The organism is Azospirillum sp. (assembly GCF_035628975.1).
GTDB lineage: Bacteria > Pseudomonadota > Alphaproteobacteria > Azospirillales > Azospirillaceae > Azospirillum.
This window is the reverse complement of sequence record NZ_DASPIS010000053.1, coordinates 23,459-49,525: the sequence shown is the minus strand read 5'-3', so window position 1 is coordinate 49,525 and position 26,067 is coordinate 23,459. Positions and strand designations below refer to the sequence as shown.

Below are 26,067 nucleotides of genomic sequence, written 5' to 3'. Positions count from 1 at the left end.
CCTCGCCACACTGCGCAAGATCGCCCTCAACGTCTTAAACCGAGCACGCCCAGACGTCTCCATCCGACGCAAGCGCAAACGCTCAGGATGGTCCGACGATTTCGCCAGATCAATCCTCGGCCAAATGCGATGACCCTGGGGCATCCCGTATCGACAGTGGCCGTCCGGCGCGCTAGATCCTTATCCATGACCGACACTTCCCTCGCCGCCCGCGGCGTTGCGCTCGACTTGCTGCGCGACGTGCTGCGCAAGTCCGTTCCCTTCGACGACGCGTTCGACGCGCATCCCGAACTGGCGGCGCTGCAGCCGCGCGACCGCGGCTTCGTCCGCCTGCTGGTCGCCACCGTCCTGCGCCGCCTGGGCCAGATCGACGAGCTGATCCAGTCGAGCCTCGCCAAGCCGGGCCTGCCCAAGGCCGCCATCCACGACATGCTGCGGCTGGGAACGGCGCAGCTGGTGTTCCTGAACACTCCCGCCCATGCCGCGGTCGACACCGCGGTGGAACTGGCGGCGGCGCGCAATGCCGCTCCCTACAAGGGGCTGATCAACGCCGTGCTGCGCCGGATCGGCCGCGAAGGGGTGGAGATGGCGGCGCGGCAGGATGCCGGGCGGCTGAACACGCCGGACTGGCTGTGGCTGTCCTGGCGGTCCGCCTATGGCACCGCCCGCACCCGCGGCATCGTCGAGGCGCACCTGCACGAGGCGCCGCTGGACATCACGGTGAAGTCCGACCCCGAGGGCTGGGCCGAGCGGCTGGGCGCCACCCTGCTTCCGACCGGATCGCTGCGCCGCCCGCCCGGCGGATCGGTGATCGAGCTTCCGGGTTTCGAGGATGGGGAGTGGTGGATCCAGGACCTCGCCGCCTCGCTGCCGGCCAAGCTGTTCGGCGATCTTCGGGACAAGCGGGTGTTCGACCTCTGCGCCGCCCCCGGCGGCAAGACGGCGCAGCTGGTGGTGCAGGGCGCGCAGGTCACCGCCATCGACCGCTCGGCCCGCCGGCTGGAGCGGGTCACCGAAAATCTGAAGCGCCTCAAGCTGGAGGCCGAGGTTCTGGCCGCCGACGCCGCGACCTGGGAGCCGGAGGAGCCGGCCGACGCCGTGCTGCTCGACGCGCCCTGCTCGGCGACCGGGGCGATCCGGCGCCATCCCGACATCCTGCGCGTCAAGACGCCCGACGATATCGCCAAGCTGGCCCGTGCCCAGTCGCGACTGCTCGCGCGCTCGGTCGAGCTGGTCAAGCCCGGTGGCACGCTGGTCTACTGCACCTGCTCCATCCAGCCGGAGGAGGGCGAGGCGCAGATCGCCCGCCTGCTGGACCAGGACAGGCGGGTGGAGCGCTGGCCGGTCACCGCCGAGGAACTCGGCGGCCTGTCCGAGCCGATCAACGAGGCCGGCGAGGTCCGCAGCCTTCCGGGGATGCTGGCCGATCTCGGCGGGATCGATGGCTTCTTCGTCGCACGGCTGCGCCGTCGCCCGGACTGATGGCGCCCGGATTAAGGCCGTATCCGTTCCGCAGCGGGGGATAAATCCCAGGCCCGTCTTGCGGTGCGGGCGGCGAATTGATACGACACGACCTATGCTTTCGTCTGTGTTCTCCCGCACCGCATCATCACCCTCCGCCGGCCGCCGACGCCGCTCGCGGTCCTGAAGGAGTTGGCGCTGATGGGCGACGGGAACGGACGGTTTCGCAGCGGCATGGCGCGCCTTGCCTATGGGAATCCCCTCTACGCCCTGATGCTGGGCGGCAAGGCGCCGGGGGCGCTGGCGGTGGTCCCGCCCGATCCCTGGCCGGGCGACACCGGCAACGGCAACGCCATGCTGGCCGGCCGGATGGGCTTCGCCGGACAGGCGGTCATGGTCGACCCCAACGGCGCGCCCAACTGGCGGCCCCAGGGCGCCAGCCCGGGCTGGCTGCGCGCCGCCCACGGCTTCGAATGGCTGCGCGACCTGCGCGCGGTCGGCGGCGACACCGCGCGGCGGCGGGCGCGGGTGCTTGTGTGGTCGTGGCTGGACCAGAATGGCGGCTGGCATGCGCAGAGCTGGGCGCCCGACGTGCTGGGCACGCGGCTGGCCAGCTGGATCGGTCTGCATGACTTCTACTGCGCGTCCGCCGACGACGAGTTCCGCGCCCGGGTGTTCGAGAGCATGGCGCGCCAGCTTCGCCATCTGCTGCGCGTGGCACCGGCCAAGCTGGACGGCGAGCGGCTGATCGGCGCGATCAAGGGCCTGCTCTATGGCGGCTATTGCCTGCCCGACCAGGACAAGGCGGCGCGGGAGGCGCTGCGCCTGCTCGACAAGGAGCTGCCGCGCCAGATCCTGCCCGACGGCGGCCATGTGGAGCGCAACCCGTCGATCCAGATGCGGGTTCTGCGCGACCTGATCGACATGCGCGCCGTTCTGCGCGTCGCGAGGGAGGAGGTGCCGGAAAGCCTCCAGCATGCCATCGACCGCATGACGCCGGCGCTCCGCTTTTTCCGCCACGTCGATGGCGGGCTCGCCCTGTTCAACGGCGGGCGGGAGGAGGACCCGGCGCTGATCGACACGGTGCTGGCCCAGGCCGACGCCCGCGGCCGTCCGCTGAAGAGCGCGCCGCACACCGGGTTCGAACGGCTGCTCGCCGGGCGCACCCTGGTGCTGCTCGACACCGGCGCGCCGCCGCCGGTGGGGCTGGACCGCAGTGCCCATGCCGGCACCCTGTCGATGGAGGTCTCCGTCAACAAGGAGCGGCTGATCGTCAATTGCGGCAGCCACCCGTCCCAGCGCGGCCCCTGGCGTGCGGCGCTGGCCGGGACATCTGCCCATTCCACAATGGTGGTCGCCGACACCAACTCGTCGGAGGTTCTGGAGAAGGGCGGGCTGGGCCGCCGGCCGACGAATGTCAATTGCGAGCGGCAGGAATCGGACGGCGCCATGCTGGTGGTCGCTAGCCACAACGGCTACAGCAAGGGCTTCGGCCTTCTGCACCGCCGCCGCGTCTATCTGGCCGACAATGGCGAGGATCTGCGCGGCGAGGACACGCTGGAACCGGTGATCGGCGCCACGCCGCAGCCGCAGCCCTACGCCATTCGCTTCCACCTGCATCCCAATGTCGAGGTGGTGCCGGTGCAGGGGCCGGGGAATGGAAGCAACGATCAGGTGTTGTTGCGCCTGCCCAGCGGCAATGCCTGGCGCATGCGGGTGACCGGCGCCGTGCTGGAGGTGGCGGAGAGCGTCTATCTCGGCAGCGGGGACGAGCCGCGCCGCACCCGGCAGATCATGATGCAGGGACAATGCGGCCCCGAAGGCCTGACGGTGAAATGGGCCTTGCGCCGCGAGCGCAAGGCGGCGTAAATCGCGCCCATCCGCGGTGGCCGGGCCTATACCCTTCGGGAGAAGGCGTGGAAACACGGATGAACACGGGATTTGGAGCACGGACGACCACGGGACTCTTCACGCCGTGCTTATCCATGTCCGTCCGGACCGGCATCGCCGGGGGCAGGCAGGGATAAGCACAGCTGAGCGGCATTTCCGTGGCCGTCCGTGCTTTTCTTCTTCCGTGCTTGTCCGGGTCTCCCCGGTTGCCTGCGGTCTTGCGCAACACCCGCAGCGATCAGGATGACGCCATGAGCCCGCCCAAAGCCAACCACGCCCCCGCTCCCGACAAGGTCCGCATCACCCGCGCCCTGATCTCCGTGTCCGACAAGGCCGGTCTGGTGGAACTGGGCAAGGCGCTCGCCGCCCGCGGCGTCGAGATCCTGTCGACCGGCGGTTCGGCCCAGCGTCTGGCCGAGGCCGGCGTGCCGGTCCGGGAAGTCTCCGACCACACCGGCTTCCCGGAGATCATGGACGGCCGCGTCAAGACGCTGCATCCGCGCGTTCATGGCGGCATCCTGGCCCGCCGCGACATCCATGCCGACGCGATGGCCCAGCACGACATCCCCGGCATCGATCTGGTGGTGGTCAACCTCTACCCGTTCGAGGCGACGGTTGCCAAGGGCGCGGCCTATGACGACTGCGTCGAGAACATCGACATCGGCGGGCCGGCGATGATCCGCGCCGCCGCCAAGAACCACGATTTCGTCGCCATCGTCACCGAGCCGTCCGACTACGAGGCGGTGATGGACGAACTCGCGACCCATGACGGCTGCGTCACGCTGGCCCTGCGCCGCAAGCTGGCCCAGCGCGCCTATGCCCGCACCGCCGCCTACGACGCCGCCATCTCCACCTGGCTGGCCGGCCAGCTGGGCGAGACCTTCCCGCCGCGCACCACCCTGTCGGGCGCGCTGGCCCAGACCCTGCGCTATGGCGAGAACCCGCACCAGCAGGCCGCCTTCTACGTCACCGGCGAGAAGCGTCCGGGTGTCGCCACCGCCGTGCAGCTGCAGGGCAAGGAGCTGTCCTACAACAACCTGAACGACACCGACGCCGCTTTCGAGCTGGTGGCGGAGTTCGAGCAGCCGGCCGTCGCCATCATCAAGCACGCCAACCCCTGCGGCGTGGCGCAAGGGTCCAACCTGCTGGAGGCCTACCGCTCGGCCCTGCTGTGCGATCCGGTCAGCGCCTTCGGCGGCATCATCGCCGTCAACCGCAGCCTGGACGCCGAGACGGCCGAGGAGATCTCCAAGCTGTTCGCCGAGGTGGTGATCGCCCCGGACGCCGACGAGGCCGCCCGTGCCCTGCTGGCGACCAAGAAGAACCTGCGCGTGCTGCTGACCAAGGACGTGCCAAACCCGGCCGAGCCCGGCATGATGATCAAGCAGCTGTCGGGTGGCTTCCTGCTGCAGAACCGCGACAGCGGCCGCGTCAACCCGGCCGAGCTGAAGGTCGTCACCAAGCGTGCCCCGACCGCACAGGAGCTGGCCGACCTGCTTTTCGCCTTCCGCGTCGCCAAGCACGTGAAGTCGAACGCCATCGTCTATGCCAAGAACGGCGCCACGGTGGGCGTCGGCGCCGGCCAGATGAGCCGCGTCGATTCGGCCCGCATCGCCGCCATCAAGTCGGCCGAAGCCGCCAAGGCCGCCGGCCTGCCGGAGGCGCTGACCAAGGGCTCGGTCGTCGCGTCGGACGCCTTCTTCCCCTTCGCCGACGGCCTGCTGGCCGCTGCCGAGGCGGGTGTGACGGCGGTGATCCAGCCGGGCGGCTCGATCCGCGACAACGACGTGATCGCCGCCGCGGACGAGAAGGGTCTGGCGATGGTGCTGACCGGAATGCGGCACTTCCGGCATTGAGGGGGTGGGGGGCTTTGTCGTTGCCCCCTCCCTAACCCTCCCCCGCTTCGCGGGAGAGGGGACTGCCGCCGCTTTGCATTTTCGTTACGCTCACAAGCATCCTACCCCCTCTCCCGCGAAGCTCTCGCACAAAGCTCCGCTTTGTGCTGACGCGACAGGCGGACCGAAGGTCCGCTGAGAGCGGGGGAGGGATGGGGAGGGGGCCGTAAGTTTCACGCCTCCGCCAGCAGGTCGTCGGAATCCTCGACCCGCTTCAGCATCGACTGCCGTAGTTTCAGCAGTGCCCGATGCTCCAACTGGCGCACGCGTTCCTTGCTGACGCCCAGTTCGCGGCCGAGTTCCTCCAGCGTGGCGCCTTCTTCGCGCAGCCGGCGTTCGCGGATGATGGTGCGTTCGCGCGGGCTCAGTTCGCCCAACGCCTCCGCCAGCCACTGCGACCGCGTGTTGGCGTCGCGCATGCCGATCACCACATCCTCCGGCGAGGGGCGCTGGTCGGCCAGGAAGTCCTGCCAGTCGTCGTCGGAGCCGTCGGCCACCGGCGTGTTCAGCGACTGGTCGGAGCCGGACAGCCGCATTTCCATCGCCTCGACCTCGGATACCTCGACCTTCAGTTCGCCGGCGATCCACTCGCGGCCTTCCCTGGTCAGCGGCGCGCCGCTGCCGTTCTGGGTGGCGCTGTCGATCTTGGCGCGCAGGCGGCGCAGGTTGAAGAACAGGGATTTCTGCGCGGCGGTGGTGCCGGTCCGCACGATCGACCAGTTGCGCAGGATGTAGTCCTGCATGGCCGAACGGATCCACCAGGCGGCGTAGGTGGAGAAACGCACCTCGCGGTCGGGCTCGAAGCGGCTGGCCGCCTGCATCAGGCCGACATTGCCCTCCTGGACGAGATCGCCCATCGGCAGGCCGTAGTTGCGGAAACGGGACGCGGTGGCCACCACCAGACGGGTATAGGCCCGAACCAGCTGATGCAGGGCGCGTTCGTCATTCCCTTCGCGCCATTTTCGGGCGAGGTCGAATTCATGGTCGCGCGACAGCAACGGTTCGCGCATGGATGCCTTGATGAAGCTCAGATTTGCACGCTGAGTCTCCGGATCGTCGATGTATGCCATCCGTCCCTTCCTTCCCGTCTGGGCGGCATCGTGTTCCTTCGCATATCCCCGTACTTTCGGGTCTTCGCCGTTGCCGCCCGCCCCCGGTCGATGCCGTCGGGTTACACAACAAGCATGAGCGCGCCCTGTTGCGGAATCATACGCAGGTGTAGGGGGAACGGATCACAAGGGATGGACGATTTTTGCCGGAGGCCTATTCGATGGCATTCCGGAGGATGGCGGGAGCGGTATGCGGGGACAGGATGGACGGGCGGAAGGTTCGGGCTGGACCTAAGGGTGGGTCACACCTGGAAAAGGTCCAGCATCTCGCCGAAAGAATCGAAGCAGGCGCAGACGAGGTGCCCACCACGGCCGCAGCCGCCGTCCAGCGTCACCGTCACCGGGCCGACCTCCACGCTGGGGTCTTCAGGCGACCAGAGAGGGTTGTAGCCGCGCACGAGACGGCGGAAAGCGCCATAGGGCTGGTCCAGCCGGGCGAAGGCGGCGCCGCCCCACCAGAACGCATCGCCCTGGCCGGTCAGCGGGCGCCGCGGGTCGATGCCGGCGTTGACCAGAAGCAGGCTGCCGCCGCCCCGGCTGCTGGCGCCGGGAGTTCCGTCATCCGTCCCATCGCCGCCCGGGATTCCAGTCGGGCTTCCGACCGGGCCGCCGGTGTAGGCGGCACGGCGCAGGGCGTTGAACAGCGCCTCGTGCCCGGCATGGGCGGCCATCGACTGGCGCAGCTCACGCGTCCAGCGGCCGAGCATCACGGCACCGCCGCGCGCCGCCGCCATGCCCGCCTCCAGGTTGCCGCCATAGGCCGCCAGCGTCGGCGCCACGCCCTGGCGCAGCATCCAGTCCAGGACTGTGCGGGGATCGGGAGCGAAGTGGAGTTGCTGCAACTTCTGCCACATCTCCTCCTGCTGGCCGCGGAGATAGACGATGTCCGACGCGATCATGCCCGGCATCGCCAGCAGCGCGATGCGGAAGGCCAGCAGCCGGTCGATGGTCTCCACCACCTCGTCGCCGAAGCCGATCATGTTGCCGAGATAGACCAGCCGGTCGCCGGGGCGGAAGCGCTGGCCGATGGCATGGTGGATCACGTCCAGCCGGTCGGGCTGGGCATGGATCGCGCCGATGGCCCAGACGCGGCGCGGACGGCCGAGCGACGCGAAGCGGCTGTCGTCCTCGACGGCGGCGACGATGGTCCCGGCATGGCGGGCGGGATGACCAAGGCGCGGCGGCAGACCCAAACTCGATCCCCTTCGACGTCGTTCGCGAAGCCGGTGTCAGCGGCCCGTCCGGTGGTGCCGGCAAGTGCCGGAGCCGGAAGGCGGCGGGGAGTTTAGGCGTGTCATGCCGCCGAAACAAAGGTGAAAAAACGAGACGGGCGCGCGGCTTGACGTAGCAGCCGCGCGCCCGTTCGTGTCACGGACGGATTTTCGGAACGTATCCTGCCCCGGCGTCAGGCCGCCTTGGACAGCACCGACTCCAGACGCTCCGTCGCCTTGGTCTCGTCGATCTTCTCGACGGCGGCCAGCTCGCGGGCCAGACGCTCCAGGGCGGCCTGATAGATCTGGCGCTCGCTGTAGGACTGGTCGGACTGGTCGGCACCACGGTACAGGTCGCGCACCACCTCGGCGATGGACACCGGGTCGCCGGAGTTGATCTTGGCCTCATACTCCTGGGCGCGGCGGCTCCACATGGTGCGGCGGACGCGCGAACGGCCCTGCAGCGTCTCCAGCGCGACCTTGATGCGGTCCTTGGAGGACAGGCGGCGCAGGCCGGCGTTGCGCGCCTTGGTGACGGGAACCTTGAGCGTCATCCGCTCTTTCTCGAACGTGATCGCGTAGAGTTGAACCTCGAGTCCGGCGATGCTGTGGGTCTCGATCCCTTCGACCCGACCGACGCCATGAGCCGGATAAACGACGAAGTCACCGGCTTCGAAGTCAAGCTTGTTCGACATTTGGATTGGCTCTCACTTCTCGCGATCACGCCATTTTGCCGTCCCGGTGGAAGGGACGAAAAAGGACCCCGGACAGTTATGGCGCCGTGGGGATGGGGCCCATCCACGACGATCACAAAAGCCACGAGTCCTTGAGCGAAGGGAAAACCGGCAATGGCGCGGAGGCCGGCTCCGGGCGCGCATTATAGCGATGTTACGCCCGAGTTACAAAGGGAACGCGCAAGCACCCGGGCGGAAATCGTCCATCGCCCGGCCATGGCCGACCCGTCGATTTTGCATGGCAACATCGGCGGATGCAATCGGTTGATGCGGCCCGACTCGGAAGAGTCGTGGGTTTTCCCTGGGGAAGCCCGGCAAGCCGGGCCGCATCCGCTGGTTCGGTCTCAGCCCGCCTTGGGGGAGAAGAACTTCTCGAACTTGCCGTCCACGCCCTTGAACTCGTCGGCGTCCGCCGGCGCGTCCTTCTTGCGGGTGATGTTCGGCCACTGGCCCGAATAGTCGCGGTTCAGCTCCAGCCACTTGGTCGCGCGGTCGTCGGTGTCGGGGACGATCGCCTCGGCCGGGCATTCCGGCTCGCACACGCCGCAGTCGATGCACTCGTCGGGGTGGATGACCAGCATGTTCTCACCCTCGTAGAAGCAATCCACGGGGCAGACTTCGACGCAGTCGGTGTACTTGCACTTGATGCAGCCGTCGGTGACGACGTAGGGCATGATCTCTTCTCCGCTGTTCCGGCCTGCGGTGTCGGCCGCGCGTCGCTGTTCCGGTATCGCCCCAAAGGGCATCCCCAAAGGGTGCTCCTTGCGGGCGGATCGAAGCCGTTTCCAAAAGGTCACGCGCGTGGCACCGGGCCGGATGGCCAACCCGCGCCTGCCTAGCACGCCGCCGACAAGCCGTTCAACCCTGCGCGTGATGTGGGCGACCCTGTCGCACCACCAATGGCATCGTTTACGGGGGCACCGTCCGACACAGCCGCCAGGAAGGCGCGCAGGCTGCCCGTCTCGATGGCGTCGGCGCGGCGGACGAATTGGGTGGGCATGCGGGCCAGCGTGTCGGGCAGCGGCCGCGCCGCCAGCAACTCGCGCCAGGGATCGCGCTCCACCACCGACCGCGGCATCACCGTCACCCCCATGCCGGCGCCGACGCAGCCGAGGATGGCGTCGAGCGCGCCGAATTCCATGACGCGGAAGGGCACGCGACCGGCCTCGCGCATCGCCATCTCGGCCCGGCCGCGATAGGCGCAGGCGCGGCCGAAGACGATCAGGGTGCGCCGCGCGCTGTCGGTGGTCAGGCCGGCTGCGGGTTCGACCAGCACCAGCTCCTCGTCGAAGATGCGCCGGGCGGTCAGGTCGGGGTGCTCCACCTCGCCGCCGACGAAGGCGCCGTCCAGCCGCCCGGCCAGCACCTCGGCCAGCAGGGTCTCGGTCGGGCCGGGGGCGATGGTCAGTTCCACGTCGGGATGGTCGCGGTGGAAGCGGGCCAGGATCGGCGGCAGCCGCACCGCGGCGGTCGATTCCATGCTGCCCACCGACAGCCGCCCGCCGCGCCCGGCTGCCTCCGCCACCGCGTCGCGGGCCTGGGCGACCAGCCGCAGCACCCGGTCGGCATAGCCGGCCAGCACGCGCCCGGCCGGCGTCGGCTCCATCCCGCGGCTGAGGCGCAGGAACAGGTCGACGCCCAAATCCTCCTCCAGCCGCTTGACGCGCGCGGTGACGTTGGACTGCACGCAGTTCAGCGCCTCGGCCGCCCGGCTGACGCTGCCGGTATCGGCCACCGCCTTCACCACCCGCAAACCGGCGAGATCCATCGCGACGCCTCCTGCAAACGCATGGCACCCATCACTGGGAGTGGAGCTTACCATCAGAACAATTCATTGGAAATGAGGGCCGGGCGGCAGCCATGATGGATGATCGAATCAATCGGCTGGCCGAACAGTCCCTGGTCCAACGAGCCGGCCGAAAACCGAGAGGGCGTGGATCATGGTTCGGGTGCTGGTCGGCGGCGTGATCGGGCTTGCCATCGCGATGGGGGTTGCGCGCTTCGCCTTCACCCCGATCCTGCCGGCGATGCAGGCGGCCACCGGGTTGGGAGCCGACGGCGCCGGGCTGCTCGCCTCGCTGAACTATCTGGGATATTTCGTCGGCGCGCTGGGGATGGGGCTGGTGCCGCACGGCGCCGCGCGCACCGCCGTGTTCCGGCTGTCGCTGCTGCTCAGCGTCGCCACCACTGCGGCGATGGGGCTCGACCTGGGCGATGCCGGGCAGGCGATGCCGGTCTGGCTGGTCCTGCGCTTCCTGTCAGGGGTGTCGAGCGCGGGCATCTTCATCCTGGGCATCGCCATGGTGCTGGACACGCTGGCACGCCAGGGTGGGGAACGCTTCGCCGGCTGGCTCTATACCGGGGTCGGGCTCGGCATCGCCTCGTCGGGGCTGTTCGTGGCGCTGTTCGGCGGGCGGCTGGGCTGGGCCGGCGACTGGTTGGCGCTGGGGGCGATCTGCGCGGTGCTGGGGCTGCTGCCCGGCCTCTGGGTGCGCGATCCGGCGCCGCAGCCGCAAGCCGCCGCGGCCGGGACGGCGGGCAACGCCGCCGCGGCGCGGGCGGGCGGGCTGTCGGCCCCGCTTCTGCTGCTGACGCTGGCCTATTTCCTGGAGGGCGGCGGCTACATCGTGTCCGCCACCTTCCTGGTGTCGATCCTGAAGACCGATCCCGGCACCGCCGCGGTGGGCGAGGCGGCCTGGATGGTGGCCGGGCTGGGGGCGATCGGCGCCGGGGTGTTCTGGGCCGCGGTCGCCCGGCGGACCGGCAGCTGGTGGTCGCTGATCCTGGCGCACCTGACGCAGGCGGTCACCATCCTGCTGCCGATGACCGGCTCGCCGACGGTCGCCGTCGTCTCCGCCCTGCTGTTCGGCGGCACCTTCGTCGGCATCGTGTCGCAGGCCTTCGCACTGGGACGGCAGCTGTCGGCCGGCGCATCGGCCAAGGTGGTTGGAGCGCTGACCGCCGCCTATGGGCTGGGCCAGATCATCGGGCCGCTGCCCGCCGGGCTGGTGGTGACGCACACCGGCAGCTTCAACGCCGCGCTGCTGGGGGCCGCCGCCGCCGTGCTGCTCGGCGCGGTGCTGCTGGCGGCCGGCATGGTGATCGCCGGGCGGCGGTCGTCGGCAGGACCGGCGCTGGCCACCCCCAATGCCTAGCCCAACAATTCGTAAGTATTCGTAAGGTTTGCCTGCGACAATCGGCGCCGCGCCCGCAGCAATACCGCTGTTCTCCCCCATCGTCCGCTTTGGCTACAGTCTGGTCCACAACAACCAGACCCTGGGGGAGTCCATGAAACGCAAGCTGGTTCCGGACGTCGTGAAGGCGCAGGAACTGATCCTGGTGCCGGAGGATACCTCCGTCGCCACCGTGTCGAAGATGATGGCCGACAAGAACATCGGCGCGGTGCTGGTGGTGAACCATGGCGCGCTGATCGGCATCGTCACCGAGCGCGACCTGAACAACAAGGTCCTGTCGAAGGACCTCGACCCGTCGGCGGTGGAGGTGGGGACGGTGATGACCCGCAACCCCGACAGCCTGCCGCCCGACGCCGACGCGGTCGATGCGCTGAAGCTGATGCACGACAAGCATTACCGCCACCTGCCCATAACCCAGGGCAAGCGCGCTGTCGGCATCGTGTCGATCCGCGACCTGTTCAAGGTCGCCTACGAGCACATGATGGCCGAACGCGCCGAGGCGTGATGGAAGAAGGGGGCGCCGCGCCAAGCGCGTGCCCCCTTGACCTCGATGCGGCCTCAATGCCCGGGGTTCGCCTTGCGCCGCGCCAGCAGGTTCAGCGCCTCCACCAGGGTGGAGAAGGCGATGGCGAAGTACAGGTAGCCCTTGGGGATGTGGAAGCCCAGGCCGTCCGCCACCAGCGCGACGCCGACCAGAAGCAGGAAGGACAGCGCCAGCATCTTCACCGTGACGTGACGGTTGACGAAGTCGCCGACCGGGCCGGAGGCGAACAGCATCACCGCCATGGCGATGACCACGGCCGCGACCATCACCGGCAGATGGTCGGACATGCCGACGGCGGTGATGACGCTGTCGAGCGAGAAGACGATGTCCAGGAACATGATCTGGACGACCACCGAGGTGAAGGTGGCGTGCTTCGGCGCCGTGCCTCCCTCCTCATGGCCTTCGACGGTGTGGTGGATCTCCAGCGTGCCCTTGGCCAGCAGGAACAGGCCGCCCAGGACCAGGATCAGGTCGCGGCCCGACACCTCCCATCCGGCGATGGTGAACAGCGGCTGGGTCAGCTGCGCCACCCAGGCGATGGAGGCGAGCAGGGCCAGGCGCGTCAGCAGCGCCAGCGCCAGGCCAACCTGACGGGCGCGTTGCTGCTGTTCGGGCGGCAGCTTCGACGCCATGATCGAGATGAAGATGATGTTGTCGATGCCCAGCACGATCTCCAACGCGGTCAACGTCAGAAGGCTGGCCCAGACATTCGGGTCTGCGAGCAGGTCGAGCATGAAGAAGCGGGGCTCCGGCGGTCGGTGGGCGCTGTCAGGGAAATGTGCGCCGGCACCGCAAGGCGCCAGCGTGACCGCGCGCAGATGAGGTCGGTTCCCGCCCGCTGCAAGAGGGGCGGGAGCGATTTAGCCGCAGGAATTCGGTTATAGCCGCTCCGGCGGAGATGGGACGCCGGGCGGCTGATGCAAGAGGAATGATGCGGGGCCGATCAGGATCCGAAGGCCCGGCGCCCCCAGGCCGCAGCGTCCGTCCGGCCGGTCTCGATCCGTCCGTTGTCCATCCGTCCGTTGTCCATCCGTCCGTTGTCGGGCCTGCCGGCCTCCATCCGGGGTGTCCAGGCGCGGCGGCGTACCGCCATCTGCAGGCGGCAATCCTGTGAGCAGTAGCGCGGCGCCGGACCGCGCGCGGACGTGCGGACGAACGGCCTGCCGCAGCAGGCGCAATAGAGAGTGGTCATGGTCGTTTCCTCCGAAACGGGCGGCCGTTTGCCGGCCTTGCCCCCGCGCCGCGGGATTGAACGTCCCCGCGGCCTTGCTGATGCGTTGGCTGTATTGTGTCCAGGGGTTGCAGGCGCTGCCAGCGTTCAAAAGGCATAAGCCGCGGGAGAGGAAAGTATTCGATTCGGAAAATCCGAGCAGAGGCAGCGGCTTAGATGATCGTGCGCGTCAATTCGCCGCGTCGTGTCTGTCGGCGGCGGCATCTGCATCTTTCGCTTTCAGCGACCTCCAACGGAAGCCTGGCAGCTCCATGTCTTCCAATCGATCAACCGCATGGAAAGACAAGATGCGATGCTGCCGGGCATCGCGGATGTGGGCGGCCGTGAGCGGCATGGCCGTCCCGGCGGCCATCGACATCTGAAGCCGCGGTGGTTGAAGGCAGCGGTTGAAGATTGTCGGCAGGGATATCCGGCCATGGTATTTGTTTGTGGTGCGAACTTTGCGCGTCGCGTGCGGAACCCGCGGGGGCGGTGACGGGTTCTTCCCTTGCGGGGATTCGCGCGTCAGGCGCGGGACCGACTGATCGGGGGACTTGCGATGATCGACGCCATCCGCACACGCCGACGCGACCTTGCCGAAGACCTCCCGCCGGGCGGCTCCGGCAGCACCGTCCCCATCGATTTCCAGCGGCTGGAGCGGCTTCGCCGCCTGACCCGGCTGATGGACAGCCGCTGGCGCATTCCCTTCACCCGCATTCCCATCGGGCTGGACGGAATCGCCAGCATCGTGCCGGTGGCGGGGGATACCGCGACCGCCGTGGTCTCGGCCTACATCATCATGGAAGCGGCCCGCTTCGACCTGCCCAAGGCGCTGCTGGCCCGCATGGCCTTCAACGTCGCGCTGGACTGGGCGGCTGGGTCGATCCCGGTGGTGGGGACCGTGTTCGACATCGCCTTCAAGGCCAACCGCGCCAACCTGAACCTGCTGCACGAGCATCTGGAGCAGCGTCTGGCCGCCGCCGGGACGAAGCGCTGAAAGCACCGGCCCCTGTGATCTTGACGTGGATCAAGGCGGGGGTGGGGTGGCTGCGGCACTCTGTCGCTCATGAACGCCATCACCGCTCTGGCCGTACAGCCGGCCCCCGCCAATCCGTCCCGTTCCCACGGTGTCGATGCCGCGCTGCTCGCCAAGTATGACGGGCTGCGGGTGCCGCGTTACACCAGCTACCCGACCGCGCCGCACTTCACGCCCGAGGTGAACGGCGACGTCTATGGCGGCTGGCTGGAGGCGATCGATCCCGCGCGCTCCGGATCGCTCTACCTGCATGTGCCCTTCTGCCAGAAGATGTGCTGGTACTGCGGCTGCCACACCAAGATCGTCGCCCGCTATGAGCCGATCACCGAGTATCTCGGCCATATGCGGCGCGAGATCGCCATGGTGGCCGACCGCATTCCCGGCCGGCTGGCGGTGCGCCACATCCATTTCGGCGGCGGCACCCCGACCATGATGGCGCCCGGCGATTTCGAGGCGATGATCGCGCTGCTGCGCACCCGCTTCGACGTGGCCGCCGATGCGGAACTGGCTGTGGAGATCGACCCCCGCACCCTGACGGCGGAGATGGCGGCGGCGCTGGGCCGCGCCGGGGTCAACCGCGCCTCGCTGGGCGTGCAGGATTTCGACGAGACGGTGCAGCAGGCGATCAACCGCGTCCAGCCGCGCGCCGTGACCGAACAGGCGCTGGCCTGGCTGAAGGAGGCCGGCATCACCAGCGTCAACCTCGACCTGATGTACGGCCTGCCGCACCAGTCGGTGGAGAGCGTCGCCCGCTCCGCCGAGATCGCGCTGGAGATGGCGCCCGACCGCCTGTCGGTCTTCGGCTATGCCCATGTGCCGTGGATGAAGACCCACCAGAAGAAGATCGACGAATCCGTGCTGGCCGACTCGCTGGGACGGTGGGAGCAGTTCGCCGCCATCGGCGACACGCTGGCCGCCGCCGGCTACAGCGCCATCGGTCTCGACCATTTCGCCCGTCCCGGTGACGAACTGGCGGTGCAGCAGGAGGAAGGGCGGCTGGGCCGCAATTTCCAGGGCTACACCACCGACGACGCCGAGGTGCTGCTGGGCTTCGGTTCCTCCTCCATCGGCGCGCTGCCGCAGGGCTATGTGCAGAACGCCGTGCCCTTCGACCATTACGCCGCCGCTGTCGAGGAAGGCCGCCTGCCCACCGGCAAGGGCATCGCGCTGACCCTGGACGACAAGGTGCGGCGCGATCTGATCATGCGGCTGATGTGCGACCTGTCGGTCGACACCGCCGCCATCGCCCGTGCCCACGGGTTGACCGAGTCCGCCTTCGACGCAGAACTGGAGGGCATGGCCGATCTGGTCGCCGACGGCGTCGCGGTGGTGGAGGGACGGCGTGTCCATGTGCCGGAGAGCGCCCGCCCGCTGATGCGCATCGTCGCCGCCCGCTTCGACACCCACCTGTCCAAGGGTGCCGGCCGGCACAGCCGGGCGGTTTGAGGGCCGGGCGGTCTGACGGACCGGGCGGTCTGACGGGCGTTTCCAAAAGAAAAGGCGGCCGGCGCCACCCGCCGACCGCCTTTTCCCGTGCCGCGCATCCGAACCCACACGTCTACGCGGCAACCTCGTCGATGCCTTGTATCGAAGTTCGCTCTGCGACATGGCCGTCCGGCCGGTGTCGGAGCTGTGCCCGATTGTCGAGATACGCAGGCCGGGGGTGAATCCCTGCGCTCCGGCTTCGGGTCCGACCGCCCCAAAAAGCGCATAGCGATCCTGGTTGCGCTGCGGTGGCGAAGAGGAGCCTGCCTCCTGTATGGTCGCGCCGAAGGCCCCGCGGCCTTTCCTGCCTTCACCCTGCCCCCTCCAAGGTGAGCGATGATCCGGCGTTTGCGTACCCTTCCGCTGATGGTGGCCCTGGTCACGCTGACGGTTCCCGGCTGCATGCCGTACCAGCGCATTCCCAACCCGCCGACCGTGCGCACCGCGCCCGACGGCGGGGCCGGGCTGGAGCCGATGTATGGGGAATGGCAGGTGGACAGATCGACCCCGGTCTATGCACAGCCCGCCGCCGGGTCGGGCGTCGTCGCCACGCTGGGCGCCGGGCAGGCGGTCAGCACGCTGGGCCGGGTGCGCAACAGCGATTGGGTGGCGGTGAAGGCCGGCGGCTCCACCGCCTATGTCCGGCTGCACCTGCTCAGCCTGAAGGGCAACACGCCGCGCGGCAGCCGCGGCACCTCCACCACCCTGGAAAAGCCCGTCGACAATGCCGGCCCGACCATCAAGGCGGCACCGCGCGGCAAGATCGGCGCCACACCCATCGCCAACTGACCTGGGCGATCTGGTCCCGGCACATCCGGCCCCAGGATCCTATCCCAACACAAGACAGGAGTCGCAGACTCCCCCTCGACAAGGCTCCGTGATAGAACATATCAGGAACATATGCCTGTCGAGCGGAGCCGAGTCATGTCCACCCTGCCGTCCCCTTCCGTGCCTGCGGACTCTGCGCCGCGCGATCGTGCCGGCGTGCTGGCCGACCTGCGCGCACACATCCGGCGGATCGAGGGGACGGGCGGGGAGGGCGGGCGGACGCTGCCGTTCGGGGTGGAGGCGATCGACGCGCATCTGCCCAACGGCGGCCTGCCGCTGGGCTGCCTGCATGCGGTGACGGCGGAGGATCCGGGTGCGGGCACCGGCTTCGCCGCCACTCTGCTGGGCCGGCTGGCGACGCCGAAGGCTCCGGCATTGTGGATCCTGCGGGGGCGCGACCTCTATGCGCCGGGTCTGGCGGCCCATGGGCTGACGCCGGACCGGCTGGTGGCGGTACGGGCGGTGCGGGCGGTCGATGCGCTCTGGGCGATGGAGGAGGCGTTGCGCTGTTCCGCCCTGTCGGCGGTGCTGGGCGAGTTGGAGGGGGTGGACCTCACCGCCAGCCGACGGTTGCAGCTGGCCGCCGAGTCGTCGGGGGTGACCGGTTTCCTGCTGGACCTGAGCGCCGGAGCGCCAGCCTGCAGGAACAGGCGGTGGAGCGATAAGGGGCCGGAGGGGCTCAGCGCCGCGGTGACCCGCTGGCGGCTGGATGCGGCACCCAGCCAGGATGAGGAGGAGGATAGGGCCCCGCGCCCGGCCGGAGGCCTGCCGGGATTGGGAGCGCCCCGCTGGTCCGTCGCGCTGGAACGCTGCCGTGGCGGCCGTCCGGGCCGCTGGACCCTCATCCGCGAGGAGGAGGGCTGGCGCGATGCCGGAGAACCCAACACCGGAGATCCCAACATCGGAGAGCCCAACATCGGAGATCCCAGGGCCGGAAACCGGTGGCAGATGTCCGACACCCGACAGTCAAGCCGGGAGAGCGGTCTGTCGGGTCACCGCCCGGCTGCCGCCGGCCGGTGAGTGCCGTCAGGAGTTGCCGCTCAGTAGTCGGTCGCCCAATCGGGCTCGCGGCGGGCGGCCTGTTCCGATTCGTCGGGCTCGGTCATCCAGCGCGGGTCGTCAGCGTCCAGCGGCGCGTACAGCGGCAGCTGGCGGGCGAATTCCGCCGTGTCGGCATCGCGGCGCTGCTTCAGCAGGCGGTCGGCAAGGTGGGCGGGCAGCATGGCAGGTCTCCTTCTGAGCGCCGGATGGCACCGCGGATCAGCCTGACAAAGGCCGGTCCTGGCCCACCCGTCGTCCTGTTTGCCTGGATATTAACTACGCAAGTTCCAGGCCAGCTGTTAAGCGCGTCACACGAGGTCCATGACACACGAATAAGTCTCTACAAACGGTTTATACGAAGCCACTTTGAACCCAGATGAACCGGTATGACACGGGGTGTGGTTGGGGGGATCTGTCGTACATGCCGTGGCGGCGGTCACCGTTCGGTCGGCAGCCGCCGCTCTGCGAGTGAGATGTGTTCCCTTCCGCGCCATTCCAACCCATATTCGCGGCCAATCCTCTTCAAGGAATGCGTACCTCCCATGCACAGCGCCCCCGCCCCCGAATCTTGCCCCAACTGCCTAAAACCTAATCACCTGTGCATTTGCGAGGCAGTGCAGCCGATCGACAACGGCGTGTTCCTGCTGATCCTGCAGCACCCGCAGGAGAAGCGGGAGAATCTCGGCACCGCCCAGATCGCCCATCTGCAGTTCGCCAATTCGATGGTAAAGGTCGGGCTGAGCTGGCCGGGGCTGAAGCGCATCCTGGGGCGCGAGGTCGATCCCAAGCGCTGGGGCGTGCTGTATCTCGGGCCGGTGCAGGAGGGTGGCGCCCCGCGGGCCGAGGTGGCGGTGGTCGACAAGAACGGCCAGCCGCTCCGCGACAGCGCCGAGATCCTGGAGGATCTGGAGGGCGTCATCGTCCTGGACGGCACCTGGAGCCAGGCCAAGACCCTGTGGTGGCGCAATGCCTGGCTGCTGAAGTGCCGCCGCATCGTGCTGAATCCGCAGTTCCGCTCGCTCTATGGGCAGGCGCGCAAGGAGCCGCGGCGTGACAGCGTCTCCACACTGGAGGCCGGCGCCTTCCTGCTGTCGCGGCTGGAGGGCGATCAGGCGATCCTCGATACCGCGCTGAAGCCCTTCTCCCTGCTGCTGAAGAAGCTGCGCCAGCCCCGTCCGCGCCCTGCGCAGCCCCCACGGGACGATGCCGGCGACGATGCGGATGGCGGCGGCGATGGCGGCGGGGAGGACTGATCTCCTTCGGCGCATCTCTTTATCAGTCGGTCGCGCCGCTGCAACGAACCGGCGGCTCGGCCGTTGATGATGGATGAGAGGGCCGGGACCGGACCGGCCGCGACATCCATCAGACCGAAGGAAGGAGACGCGCCATGAAAGGCATCCTGCTGTGGCTGGTCGGCATTCCGATCCCGATCATCATCCTGCTGTACCTGTTCAACGTGTTCTGATCGGGCTTATCCGGGCAAAGTGGCCCGCATACGAACGGTTGCCGGGTTGACGGGGGCGCGGCGCGGGGTGCCAAATGCGGCCCCCGGCCCCGCGCTTCCCCCTTATCCGCAATCGAACGAGAGAATGATGGCCAGCGATTTCGTTCCCTTCGGCCTGACCGTCTGCGGTCTCAGCGAGCTTTGCAATTTCGGCGGCGGCAAGGTCAGCCATGTGCTGTCCATTCTCGATCCCGAGATGACCGAGCCGAGCGACTTCGGCGATTACGGTGAGCATGAGCGGCTGGAACTGCGCTTCCACGACATCATCGAGCCGACCCGCGGCCAGATCGCGCCGGAACGCGCGGACGTGGAGCGCATCCTGGCCTTCGGCCGCGACCTTCTGACCGATCCGGTGGACTGCCGCCATCTGCTGGTCCACTGCCATGCCGGCGTGTCGCGTTCCACCGCCGCCCTGACCATGATCCTGGCCCAGGCCCAGCCCGACCGCCCGGCCGCCGACGCGGTCGCCGCCGTGGTCGCCATCCGCGCCCAGACCTGGCCCAACCTGCGCATGACCGAATTCGCCGACGACATCCTCGGCCGCCGCGGCGAACTGGTCGCCGCGGTGCGCCAGCGTCACTTCACGCTGGGCAAGCAGCGCCCCGAACTGGTCCAGTTCATGATCGACAACGGCCGCGTCCGCGAGGTCGAGGATTTGATCGACTGAGGGCTGTAACCACCGCATGGACGGATCACCGCAAGACGTTGATCCGTCCATGGAGGGTATGCGGGGATTGTGCTAAACTGATCGGATCGAGCGGCGGCGGTGTCGAAGGTCCGGGCAGTGGAACTTATGGTAACTGAGAAGACTCCGAAGCAGGACGGCATGGTGATCGCGCTGGAGCGCATCGCCGAGGAAGCGGAGCAGCGGACCGGACGGCTGAGCCTGCGGAACCTGGAGTTGGAATGGCTGCCGGAGGAACTGTTCGCCCTGACTCATCTCCAGGAATTGGATTTGGGGGCGGATTGGTGGGATGATTTTGTTGGGAATAAAATTCGCGCCCAGCAACATAGGTTTTCATCTTTTGGACTTCTCAGAATTTTAATAACTGATGCGTCGGATATCACGAGTTTAATCCCGCTCAGCGGTCTGAACAGCTTGCAGCATTTGAACTGTTCCGATACGTCAGTGAGCGACCTGTCCCCGCTCATTGGTCTGAGCAGCTTGCAGCATTTCGACTGTTCCGCCACGTCGGTGAGCGACCTATCTCCGCTCAGCGGTCTGAATGGCTTGCAGCAGTTGAACTGTTCCGGCTCGTCGGTGAGCGACCTGTCCCCGCTCAGCGGACTGAGCGGCTTGCAGGAGTTGGACTGTTCCGCCATGTCGGTGAGCGACCTGTCCCCGCTCAGCGGCCTGAATGGCTTGCAGAAGTTGTCCTGTTCCGCCACGTCGGTGAGCGACCTGTCCCCGCTCAGCGGTCTGAGCGGCTTGCAGCAGTTGTCCTTTTCCGGCACGTCGGTGAGTGGCCTGTCCCCGCTCAGCGGTCTGAGCGGCTTGCAGCAGTTGTTCTTTTCCGGCACGTCGGTGAATGACCTGTCCCCGCTCAGCGGTCTGAATGGCTTGCAGCATTTGAACTGTTCCGAGACATCGGTGAGCGACCTGTCCCCGCTCTGCGGTCTGAATGGCTTGCAGCGTTTGAACTGTTCCGGCACGTCGGTGAGCGACCTGTCCCAGCTCAGCGGTCTGAATGGTTTGCAGCATTTGAACTGTTCCGGCACATCGGTGAGTGACCTGTCCCCGCTCGGCGGTCTGAGCGGCTTGCAGCAATTGTACTGTTCCAGCACATCGGTGAGCGATCTGTCCCCGCTCATTGGTCTGAACAGCTTGCAGCATTTGGACTGTTCCAACACGGCCTTGAGCGACTTGTCCCCGCTCAGCGGTCTGAGCAGCTTGAAGCGCTTGTATCTTTGGAATGTAGAAATTCCCGGCATTCCCACGGCAGGGGTCTTGTCTCAGGAACCTTATGACGACTGCCTGGATCGGCTGTGTGCCCATTGGGCTGACCTCATCAAAGCCGGTGAGGAGGTCGTCCCAACCGTGAAGCTTCTGCTGCTCGGCAATGGCCGGGTCGGCAAGACGCAGATCGCCCGCAAACTGGCCGGCTTGCCGTTCGAGTCCGAGTCGGTCTCGACCCACGGCATCCGGATCGGGCGGATCGATCTGGACGGGGAGTCGCAGATCCGTCTGCATGTCTGGGATTTCGGCGGCCAGGACATCTATCACGGCGCGCATGCGCTGTTCCTGAGCAGCCCGGCCCTGCTGGCCGTGGTGTGGGCGCGCGAGGTCGAAGACGAGCCGACCCATACGTATGGCGGGCTCGAGTTCCGCAACCAGCCGCTGCCCTATTGGCTGGCGGTGGCGCATCACCAGGGGCACCGCTACAGCCCGCGTCTGGTGATCCAGACCCGGTGCGAACGCAAGGACCAGGAGGAAGCCCGTCCCCCCGCCCCGGACGAGTTGCTGAACGCCCCCGACCGCTACTGCGACATCCTGAGGGTCAGCGCCGAGACCGGACGGCGTTTCGACGCCCTCAGGGACTGCCTGCGCGATGCGGTTGGTTGGATGCGCGACCCGGACCGGCTGGGGGTGGCGAAGGTCGGTGCCGGCCGTCTACGGGTCCAGCGCCGGCTGGAGCAGATGCGGGACGAGGACGAAGCCCGCCCGCCCGCCGAACGGCGCCACCGCCTGCTGACCATGGAGGCGTTCACGGCGATCTGTGCCGAGAAGGACGACGTGTCCTCGCCGGAGGCTCTGCTGGTGTGGCTGGATGCTGAAGGCACCGTGTTCTATCGGCCTGGACTGTTCCACAACCATGTCGTGCTGGACCAGAATTGGGCGCTGGAGGCGATCTATGCCGTCTTCGACCGCGACCGCGGCGCCTTGCAGCAGATCCGCCACAACAATGGCCGCTTCACCCGCGACCTGCTCGACCGGCTGGTGTGGGAGGACCATCTGCCGGCCGACCGGGAACTGTTCGTCAGCATGATGCTGTCCTGCGGCATCTGCTTCAAACACCGCGAGATCCCGGACGGCCGGGAGCGGGTGGTGGAATACATCGCCCCCGACCTGCTGCCGGCGGAGGACAGCGTCCGCGCCGATCTCGGCGGGCTGTGGGACGAGGACCAGCCGACGGAGCAGGCGGTCTTCCGCTATCCCCTGCTGCATGACGGCTTGATCCGCACCATCATGGCGGAGATCGGCGAAAAGGCCGGCGACCGCGCGCTCTACTGGAAGGGCGGGCTCTGCGGCTATGAAAAGATCTGTGGCAGCCGCCTGCGCATCGAACAGGTGCCGACCGGTCCGGAGCCCTGGCAGGGCGAAATTCGGGTGCGGACCCAGAAGGGGCAAGCCGCCCTGCTGCTCGACCGCCTGATCGAGATCGTCGAGCGGGCGCAAAGCCGCATCGGCCTGCGGGCCGAGAATGTGGACCATCCCAAGCGCAGCAAACCCGAACGGGAAGAAATACCCTTGGTTTTCGACAAGCCGCCGCAGCAGGAAACCGCGCCCGCCGGTCCCAACTGGTATGTTTCCTATGCCTGGAGCGACGACAGTCCGGAAGGCAGGGCGCACACGACATTCATCAATGATCTGTGCGCGAAGGCCAAAGAGCGTGGACGCATCATCCGGCGCGACAAGGAAGAATTGAGGGTCGGCGATAGCCTTACCGCCTTCATGCGCCGGATCGGTGCGGGCGACCGCATCTTCGTGATTCTCAGTGACCGTTACCTGCGCTCGCCCAACTGCATGTTCGAATTGAGCGAGATATGGCGGACCAGCCGGTTCGAGAACGCGGCCTTCCTCGACCGGGTTCGGGTCTATGTCACGCCCGACGTTTCGCTACGCGCAGCGAAAGATCGGGCCAAGTGGGCGATCCATTGGAAAAAAGAATACGACGAACTGAACGAAATCGCCCAAACACATGGCCCCACCGCATTGGGCGAGGACGGTAACGCCGAACTGCGCCGGATGCAGACCTACTATCTCAACGTCGCCGACATCCTGGCGACGATGAACAGCATCCTGCGGCCGGGCAATCTTGAGGAACTCGTCCAATACGGCTTCGACGACCCGCCGGCCTGACGCTCCGCCTCACCGCAGAGGGTAGGTCACCACGTCGACCGAGGTTTCGGCCACCGTGCCGGCGATGTCCACGGCGGTGCCGGCGAGGCTCACGGCGCCGCCGGCCACGCCGGTGACGGCACCGCAGCCGGCCAGCGAGCCGCCGAGCAGCAGCAGGGCGGCGAGGGGGAGAAGGCGGTGCCTGAGGGGGCGGCGGGACATGGTGTCCTCCAGGGACGAGAGCGCAAAAAATGAAATCGGCGGGAATTGCAGCACGCAATCCCCACCGATTCGTTAATTCAGGCTTTTAGCGCAAAGGCCGACTTACCCCTGCCACTCAGAACTCCTTCCAATCGTCGTCGTCGCTGACGCTGTGCTTCAGCACCGGAACCGCCGTCGCAGTGCCGCGCGCCGGGGCATCGGTGCGGGCCGCGGGCTTGGCCGCAACATGGCTGTGGGCGCCGCCGGTGCCGCGGGCGGCAGGCTTCGCCGCCGGCTTGGCGGCCGTACCGCGGGCCAGGGTCTGGGTCTGGGCCGAGGGGCGGCGGGTGGCCGGGGCGGAGTAGGTGCCGGTCATGGCATGGGGCGCCGCGCCATAGCCGGAACCGGCGGCCTGGTCGAACTTGAAGAAGCCGACCAGCGCCTTCAGGTCGCCGGCCTGACCGCTCATCGCCTGGGCGGCGGCGGTGGTCTCCTCCACCAGGGCGGCGTTCTTCTGCGTCATCTCGTCCATGTTGGCGACGGTCGAGTTGATCTCGTCCAGCGCCGTCGCCTGCTCGGCCGAGGCCGAGGCCATCTCGGCGATCAGGGTCGCCACCTGCTGCACGCCCGACACGATGCCCTGCAGCGCGTCGCCGGCCTTGCTGACCAGATCGACGCCGTCCTTGACCTGGGCGTCGCTGTCCAGGATCAGACCCTTGATTTCCTTCGACGCCTGGGCGGAGCGCTGGGCCAGCTGCCGCACCTCCTGCGCCACCACGGCGAAGCCGCGTCCGGCATCGCCGGCGCGCGCAGCCTCGACCGCCGCGTTCAGCGCCAAGAGGTTGGTCTGGAAGGCGATCTCGTCGATCACCCCGATGATGTCGGTGATCTTGCGGCTGGATTCCTCGATCCGGCGCATCGCCTCGATGGCGGAGCCGGCGACGCCGCCGCCCGACTCGGCGGAGCCGCGGGCCTGGGTCGCCATCACGTTGGCGCGCTGGGCGTTGTCGGCGTTGGAGCGCACGGTCGCCCCCAGCTCTTCCATGCTGGCCGCGGTCTCCTCCAGCGAGGAGGCCTGCTGCTCGGTCCGGTCGGCGAGGTCGGAGGAGCCGAGAGACACCTCGGCAGCGGCGGCGGCGATGGTCTCGGCCGCCTGGGTGATCTGCCCGACGATCTCGGCCAGCCGGGTGGAGGTGGCGTTGACGTCGGTCTTCACCCGCTCGAAGGCGCCCTGGTAGTCGCGGGTGACGCGGCGGTTCAGGTCGCCCTGGGCCAGCGCGCTCAGCACCTCGCCCAGGTCGGCGATGACCGCCTCCACCGTGTCGGTCAGGCGGTTGATGCCTTCCGACATCGTCTTGTAGAAGCCGTCCTTGCCGGCCAGATCGATTCGGCGCTCCAGGTCGCCCTTCGACACGGCGTCGATCAGGGTGGCGATCTCCTCGCCGATGGCTTGCTCGCGGGCGCGCTGGGCCTCGGCGGCGCGACGCTCGGCCTCCAGCCGTTCGCGCTCGGCCTCGTCCATCCGCTTCTTCTCGACGGCGTTCTCCTTGAACACCAGGACCGCCTTGGCCATGTGGCCGATCTCGTCGCGGTTCTCCAGGGCGGGGACATCGACGGCGAGGTTGCCGGCGGCCAGTTCCGTCATCGTGCCGGTCATCTGCACCACCGGACGGACGATGGAGCGGGCGGTGACCAGGGCGATCAGGATACCGATGGCGAAGGCGCCGACCGCCATGCCGATCAGCAGGGTGGTGGTGCGCTCCATGTCGGTCTGCGCGCCGGTCAGCACAGCCTTGCGCGAGTCGGTCTGGGAGGCGACGGTCTTCTCCACCAGTTCGCCGAACTCCTCCGCCTCCTTCACCATGGTGACGAAGGCCAACGTCTGGGCATCGCCGACGGCGGTGACGACGCGCCTGAAGCTGTCCAGGTAACGGCTTGCGGTCTGCACCGCATCCTCCGCGGCGCGCTTCTGCGCCGGGTCGGTCAGACGGACGGTCAGTGCGGTCGCGGTCTTGATGAACGCCTCTACGCGGGTGCGCACCTCCTCCTCGGCCTTTGCCGTCGGATCGGTCAGGAAGCGCTGGGCGGCGAGGCGGGCGAGGATCAGCGATTCCTGCGCCTGGCCGGCATAGGCGGAGGATTCGAAGTCGCCGGCGGCGATCCCGCCGGCCATCACCTGGCTCAGCCCCTCGCGCGCCTTGACGCCCAGCGGCACCAGCTCGTCCGACACCAGCCGGTCGCGCTGCTCGCGCAGCTTCACCAGCTGGGCGAAGTTGGCGCTGTAGCTGTCGACCTTCTGCGACATGCGGGCGATGAGGGCGCGGCGCCCCTCATCCAGCGTGGCGTCCCGCGAGGTCCGCAGCATTTCGGACAAGGTCCTTTGCTGCGCCTGGGTCGGGGCGACCAGGGCATCGTTGCCGGAGAAGGAGTAGTTGACCACGTTGCGCCGCATGTTCGCGACCAGGCTGTCGATGTCCGAGATTCTGATCGAGTTGTCGGAGATCGACGCATAACGGGTGAAGCCCTCCTCCACCGTCCACAGCGACCGGACGCCCAGTGCGGCCACCAGGGTGAGAAGGGCGAGGATCAGAAGGAAACCCACCTGGATGCGGGTGCCCACCTTGAATCGGCCGGCGAAACTGGCGTTCTGCATGGTCAAATGCC

23 protein-coding genes and 1 pseudogene are annotated in these 26,067 nt (G+C 68.0%); 13 read left to right on the top strand and 11 right to left on the bottom strand.

All coding sequences use genetic code 11. From position 1 onward, the window contains the following. The 4 genes and pseudogenes from VD964_RS11980 to purH form a co-directional block, all read left to right on the top strand. Positions 1-133 (top strand): annotated as a pseudogene (locus VD964_RS11980) (ISAs1 family transposase); the annotation flags it as partial. 53 nt (positions 134-186) lie between these two features. After that, complete coding sequence (gene rsmB / locus VD964_RS11975; RefSeq protein ID WP_324868826.1) at positions 187-1,482, top strand: 16S rRNA (cytosine(967)-C(5))-methyltransferase RsmB; 1,296 nt, start codon at positions 187-189, stop codon at positions 1,480-1,482. 180 nt (positions 1,483-1,662) lie between these two features. Further along, positions 1,663-3,330, top strand: coding sequence for a heparinase II/III family protein (locus VD964_RS11970; protein WP_324868825.1), 1,668 nt, complete (start codon positions 1,663-1,665; stop codon positions 3,328-3,330). A gap of 272 nt (positions 3,331-3,602) precedes the next feature. Then, positions 3,603-5,207, top strand: coding sequence for a bifunctional phosphoribosylaminoimidazolecarboxamide formyltransferase/IMP cyclohydrolase (purH, locus tag VD964_RS11965; RefSeq protein ID WP_324868824.1), 1,605 nt, complete (start codon positions 3,603-3,605; stop codon positions 5,205-5,207). A 212-nt stretch (positions 5,208-5,419) separates the two neighbouring features. Here the strand turns inward: purH and VD964_RS11960 are convergent, their stop codons facing one another. The 5 genes from VD964_RS11960 to VD964_RS11940 form a co-directional block, all read right to left on the bottom strand. Beyond that, positions 5,420-6,316, bottom strand: a complete 897-nt coding sequence (locus tag VD964_RS11960) for an RNA polymerase factor sigma-32 (RefSeq protein WP_324868823.1) — start codon at positions 6,314-6,316, stop codon at positions 5,420-5,422. A gap of 281 nt (positions 6,317-6,597) precedes the next feature. After that, positions 6,598-7,548, bottom strand: a complete 951-nt coding sequence (locus tag VD964_RS11955; protein ID WP_324868822.1) for a hypothetical protein — start codon at positions 7,546-7,548, stop codon at positions 6,598-6,600. Positions 7,549-7,760: 212 nt separating this feature from the next. After that, positions 7,761-8,261: a CarD family transcriptional regulator gene (locus VD964_RS11950; RefSeq protein ID WP_014248912.1), complete on the bottom strand. Its 501-nt coding sequence runs from the start codon at positions 8,259-8,261 to the stop codon at positions 7,761-7,763. Positions 8,262-8,644: 383 nt separating this feature from the next. Further along, positions 8,645-8,974, bottom strand: a complete 330-nt coding sequence (gene fdxA, locus VD964_RS11945; RefSeq protein WP_063635431.1) for a ferredoxin FdxA — start codon at positions 8,972-8,974, stop codon at positions 8,645-8,647. 161 nt (positions 8,975-9,135) lie between these two features. Continuing rightward, the gene (locus VD964_RS11940) at positions 9,136-10,068 is read right to left on the bottom strand and encodes a LysR family transcriptional regulator (RefSeq protein WP_324868821.1); all 933 of its coding nucleotides are present in this window, start codon (positions 10,066-10,068) and stop codon (positions 9,136-9,138) included. A 172-nt stretch (positions 10,069-10,240) separates the two neighbouring features. Here VD964_RS11940 and VD964_RS11935 point away from each other — a divergent pair, with 172 nt between their 5' ends. Next, positions 10,241-11,455 (top strand): YbfB/YjiJ family MFS transporter, encoded by a 1,215-nt coding sequence (locus VD964_RS11935; RefSeq protein WP_324868820.1) that lies wholly within the window; start codon positions 10,241-10,243, stop codon positions 11,453-11,455. Between the two features lie 133 nt (positions 11,456-11,588). Continuing rightward, the gene (locus VD964_RS11930; RefSeq protein WP_310111485.1) at positions 11,589-11,999 is read left to right on the top strand and encodes a cyclic nucleotide-binding/CBS domain-containing protein; all 411 of its coding nucleotides are present in this window, start codon (positions 11,589-11,591) and stop codon (positions 11,997-11,999) included. A 53-nt stretch (positions 12,000-12,052) separates the two neighbouring features. Here VD964_RS11930 and VD964_RS11925 read toward each other — a convergent pair whose 3' ends face one another. The 3 genes from VD964_RS11925 to VD964_RS11915 all read right to left on the bottom strand — a co-directional run bounded on the left by VD964_RS11925 (position 12,053) and on the right by VD964_RS11915 (position 13,627). Continuing rightward, complete coding sequence (locus tag VD964_RS11925) at positions 12,053-12,772, bottom strand: TerC family protein (protein WP_324868819.1); 720 nt, start codon at positions 12,770-12,772, stop codon at positions 12,053-12,055. A gap of 209 nt (positions 12,773-12,981) precedes the next feature. Continuing rightward, positions 12,982-13,230: a hypothetical protein gene (locus VD964_RS11920; protein ID WP_324868818.1), complete on the bottom strand. Its 249-nt coding sequence runs from the start codon at positions 13,228-13,230 to the stop codon at positions 12,982-12,984. A gap of 208 nt (positions 13,231-13,438) precedes the next feature. Further along, on the bottom strand, positions 13,439-13,627 hold the full coding sequence (locus VD964_RS11915) for a hypothetical protein (RefSeq protein WP_324868817.1): 189 nt from the start codon (positions 13,625-13,627) through the stop codon (positions 13,439-13,441). A gap of 180 nt (positions 13,628-13,807) precedes the next feature. Here VD964_RS11915 and VD964_RS11910 point away from each other — a divergent pair, with 180 nt between their 5' ends. The 4 genes from VD964_RS11910 to VD964_RS11895 all read left to right on the top strand — a co-directional run bounded on the left by VD964_RS11910 (position 13,808) and on the right by VD964_RS11895 (position 17,617). Beyond that, entirely contained in the window at positions 13,808-14,245 is a 438-nt protein-coding gene (locus VD964_RS11910; RefSeq protein WP_324868816.1) for a DUF4112 domain-containing protein, read from the top strand. 69 nt (positions 14,246-14,314) lie between these two features. Continuing rightward, complete coding sequence (gene hemN, locus VD964_RS11905; RefSeq protein WP_324868815.1) at positions 14,315-15,730, top strand: oxygen-independent coproporphyrinogen III oxidase; 1,416 nt, start codon at positions 14,315-14,317, stop codon at positions 15,728-15,730. A 387-nt stretch (positions 15,731-16,117) separates the two neighbouring features. Beyond that, positions 16,118-16,558, top strand: a complete 441-nt coding sequence (locus VD964_RS11900; protein ID WP_324868814.1) for an SH3 domain-containing protein — start codon at positions 16,118-16,120, stop codon at positions 16,556-16,558. A gap of 135 nt (positions 16,559-16,693) precedes the next feature. Next, positions 16,694-17,617, top strand: a complete 924-nt coding sequence (locus tag VD964_RS11895) for a hypothetical protein (RefSeq protein ID WP_324868813.1) — start codon at positions 16,694-16,696, stop codon at positions 17,615-17,617. A 20-nt stretch (positions 17,618-17,637) separates the two neighbouring features. Here the strand turns inward: VD964_RS11895 and VD964_RS11890 are convergent, their stop codons facing one another. Next, complete coding sequence (locus tag VD964_RS11890) at positions 17,638-17,820, bottom strand: hypothetical protein (protein WP_324868812.1); 183 nt, start codon at positions 17,818-17,820, stop codon at positions 17,638-17,640. 432 nt (positions 17,821-18,252) lie between these two features. On the opposite strand from VD964_RS11890, the gene VD964_RS11885 reads away from it, so the two are divergent. From VD964_RS11885 to VD964_RS11875, 3 genes are all read left to right on the top strand, one after another. Continuing rightward, entirely contained in the window at positions 18,253-18,891 is a 639-nt protein-coding gene (locus tag VD964_RS11885; RefSeq protein ID WP_324868811.1) for a tRNA-uridine aminocarboxypropyltransferase, read from the top strand. A 336-nt stretch (positions 18,892-19,227) separates the two neighbouring features. Beyond that, positions 19,228-19,809 carry a protein-tyrosine-phosphatase gene (locus tag VD964_RS11880; protein ID WP_324868810.1) on the top strand — a complete coding sequence of 194 codons (582 nt, stop codon included), beginning with the start codon at positions 19,228-19,230 and terminating at the stop codon, positions 19,807-19,809. Between the two features lie 159 nt (positions 19,810-19,968). Next, on the top strand, positions 19,969-23,223 hold the full coding sequence (locus tag VD964_RS11875; RefSeq protein ID WP_324868809.1) for a leucine-rich repeat domain-containing protein: 3,255 nt from the start codon (positions 19,969-19,971) through the stop codon (positions 23,221-23,223). A 9-nt stretch (positions 23,224-23,232) separates the two neighbouring features. On the opposite strand, the gene VD964_RS11870 is transcribed toward VD964_RS11875, so the two are convergent. Further along, positions 23,233-23,424, bottom strand: a complete 192-nt coding sequence (locus VD964_RS11870) for a hypothetical protein (RefSeq protein ID WP_324868808.1) — start codon at positions 23,422-23,424, stop codon at positions 23,233-23,235. A 115-nt stretch (positions 23,425-23,539) separates the two neighbouring features. Beyond that, on the bottom strand, positions 23,540-26,056 hold the full coding sequence (locus VD964_RS11865) for a methyl-accepting chemotaxis protein (protein ID WP_324868807.1): 2,517 nt from the start codon (positions 26,054-26,056) through the stop codon (positions 23,540-23,542). Positions 26,057-26,067: the final 11 nt, after the last annotated feature.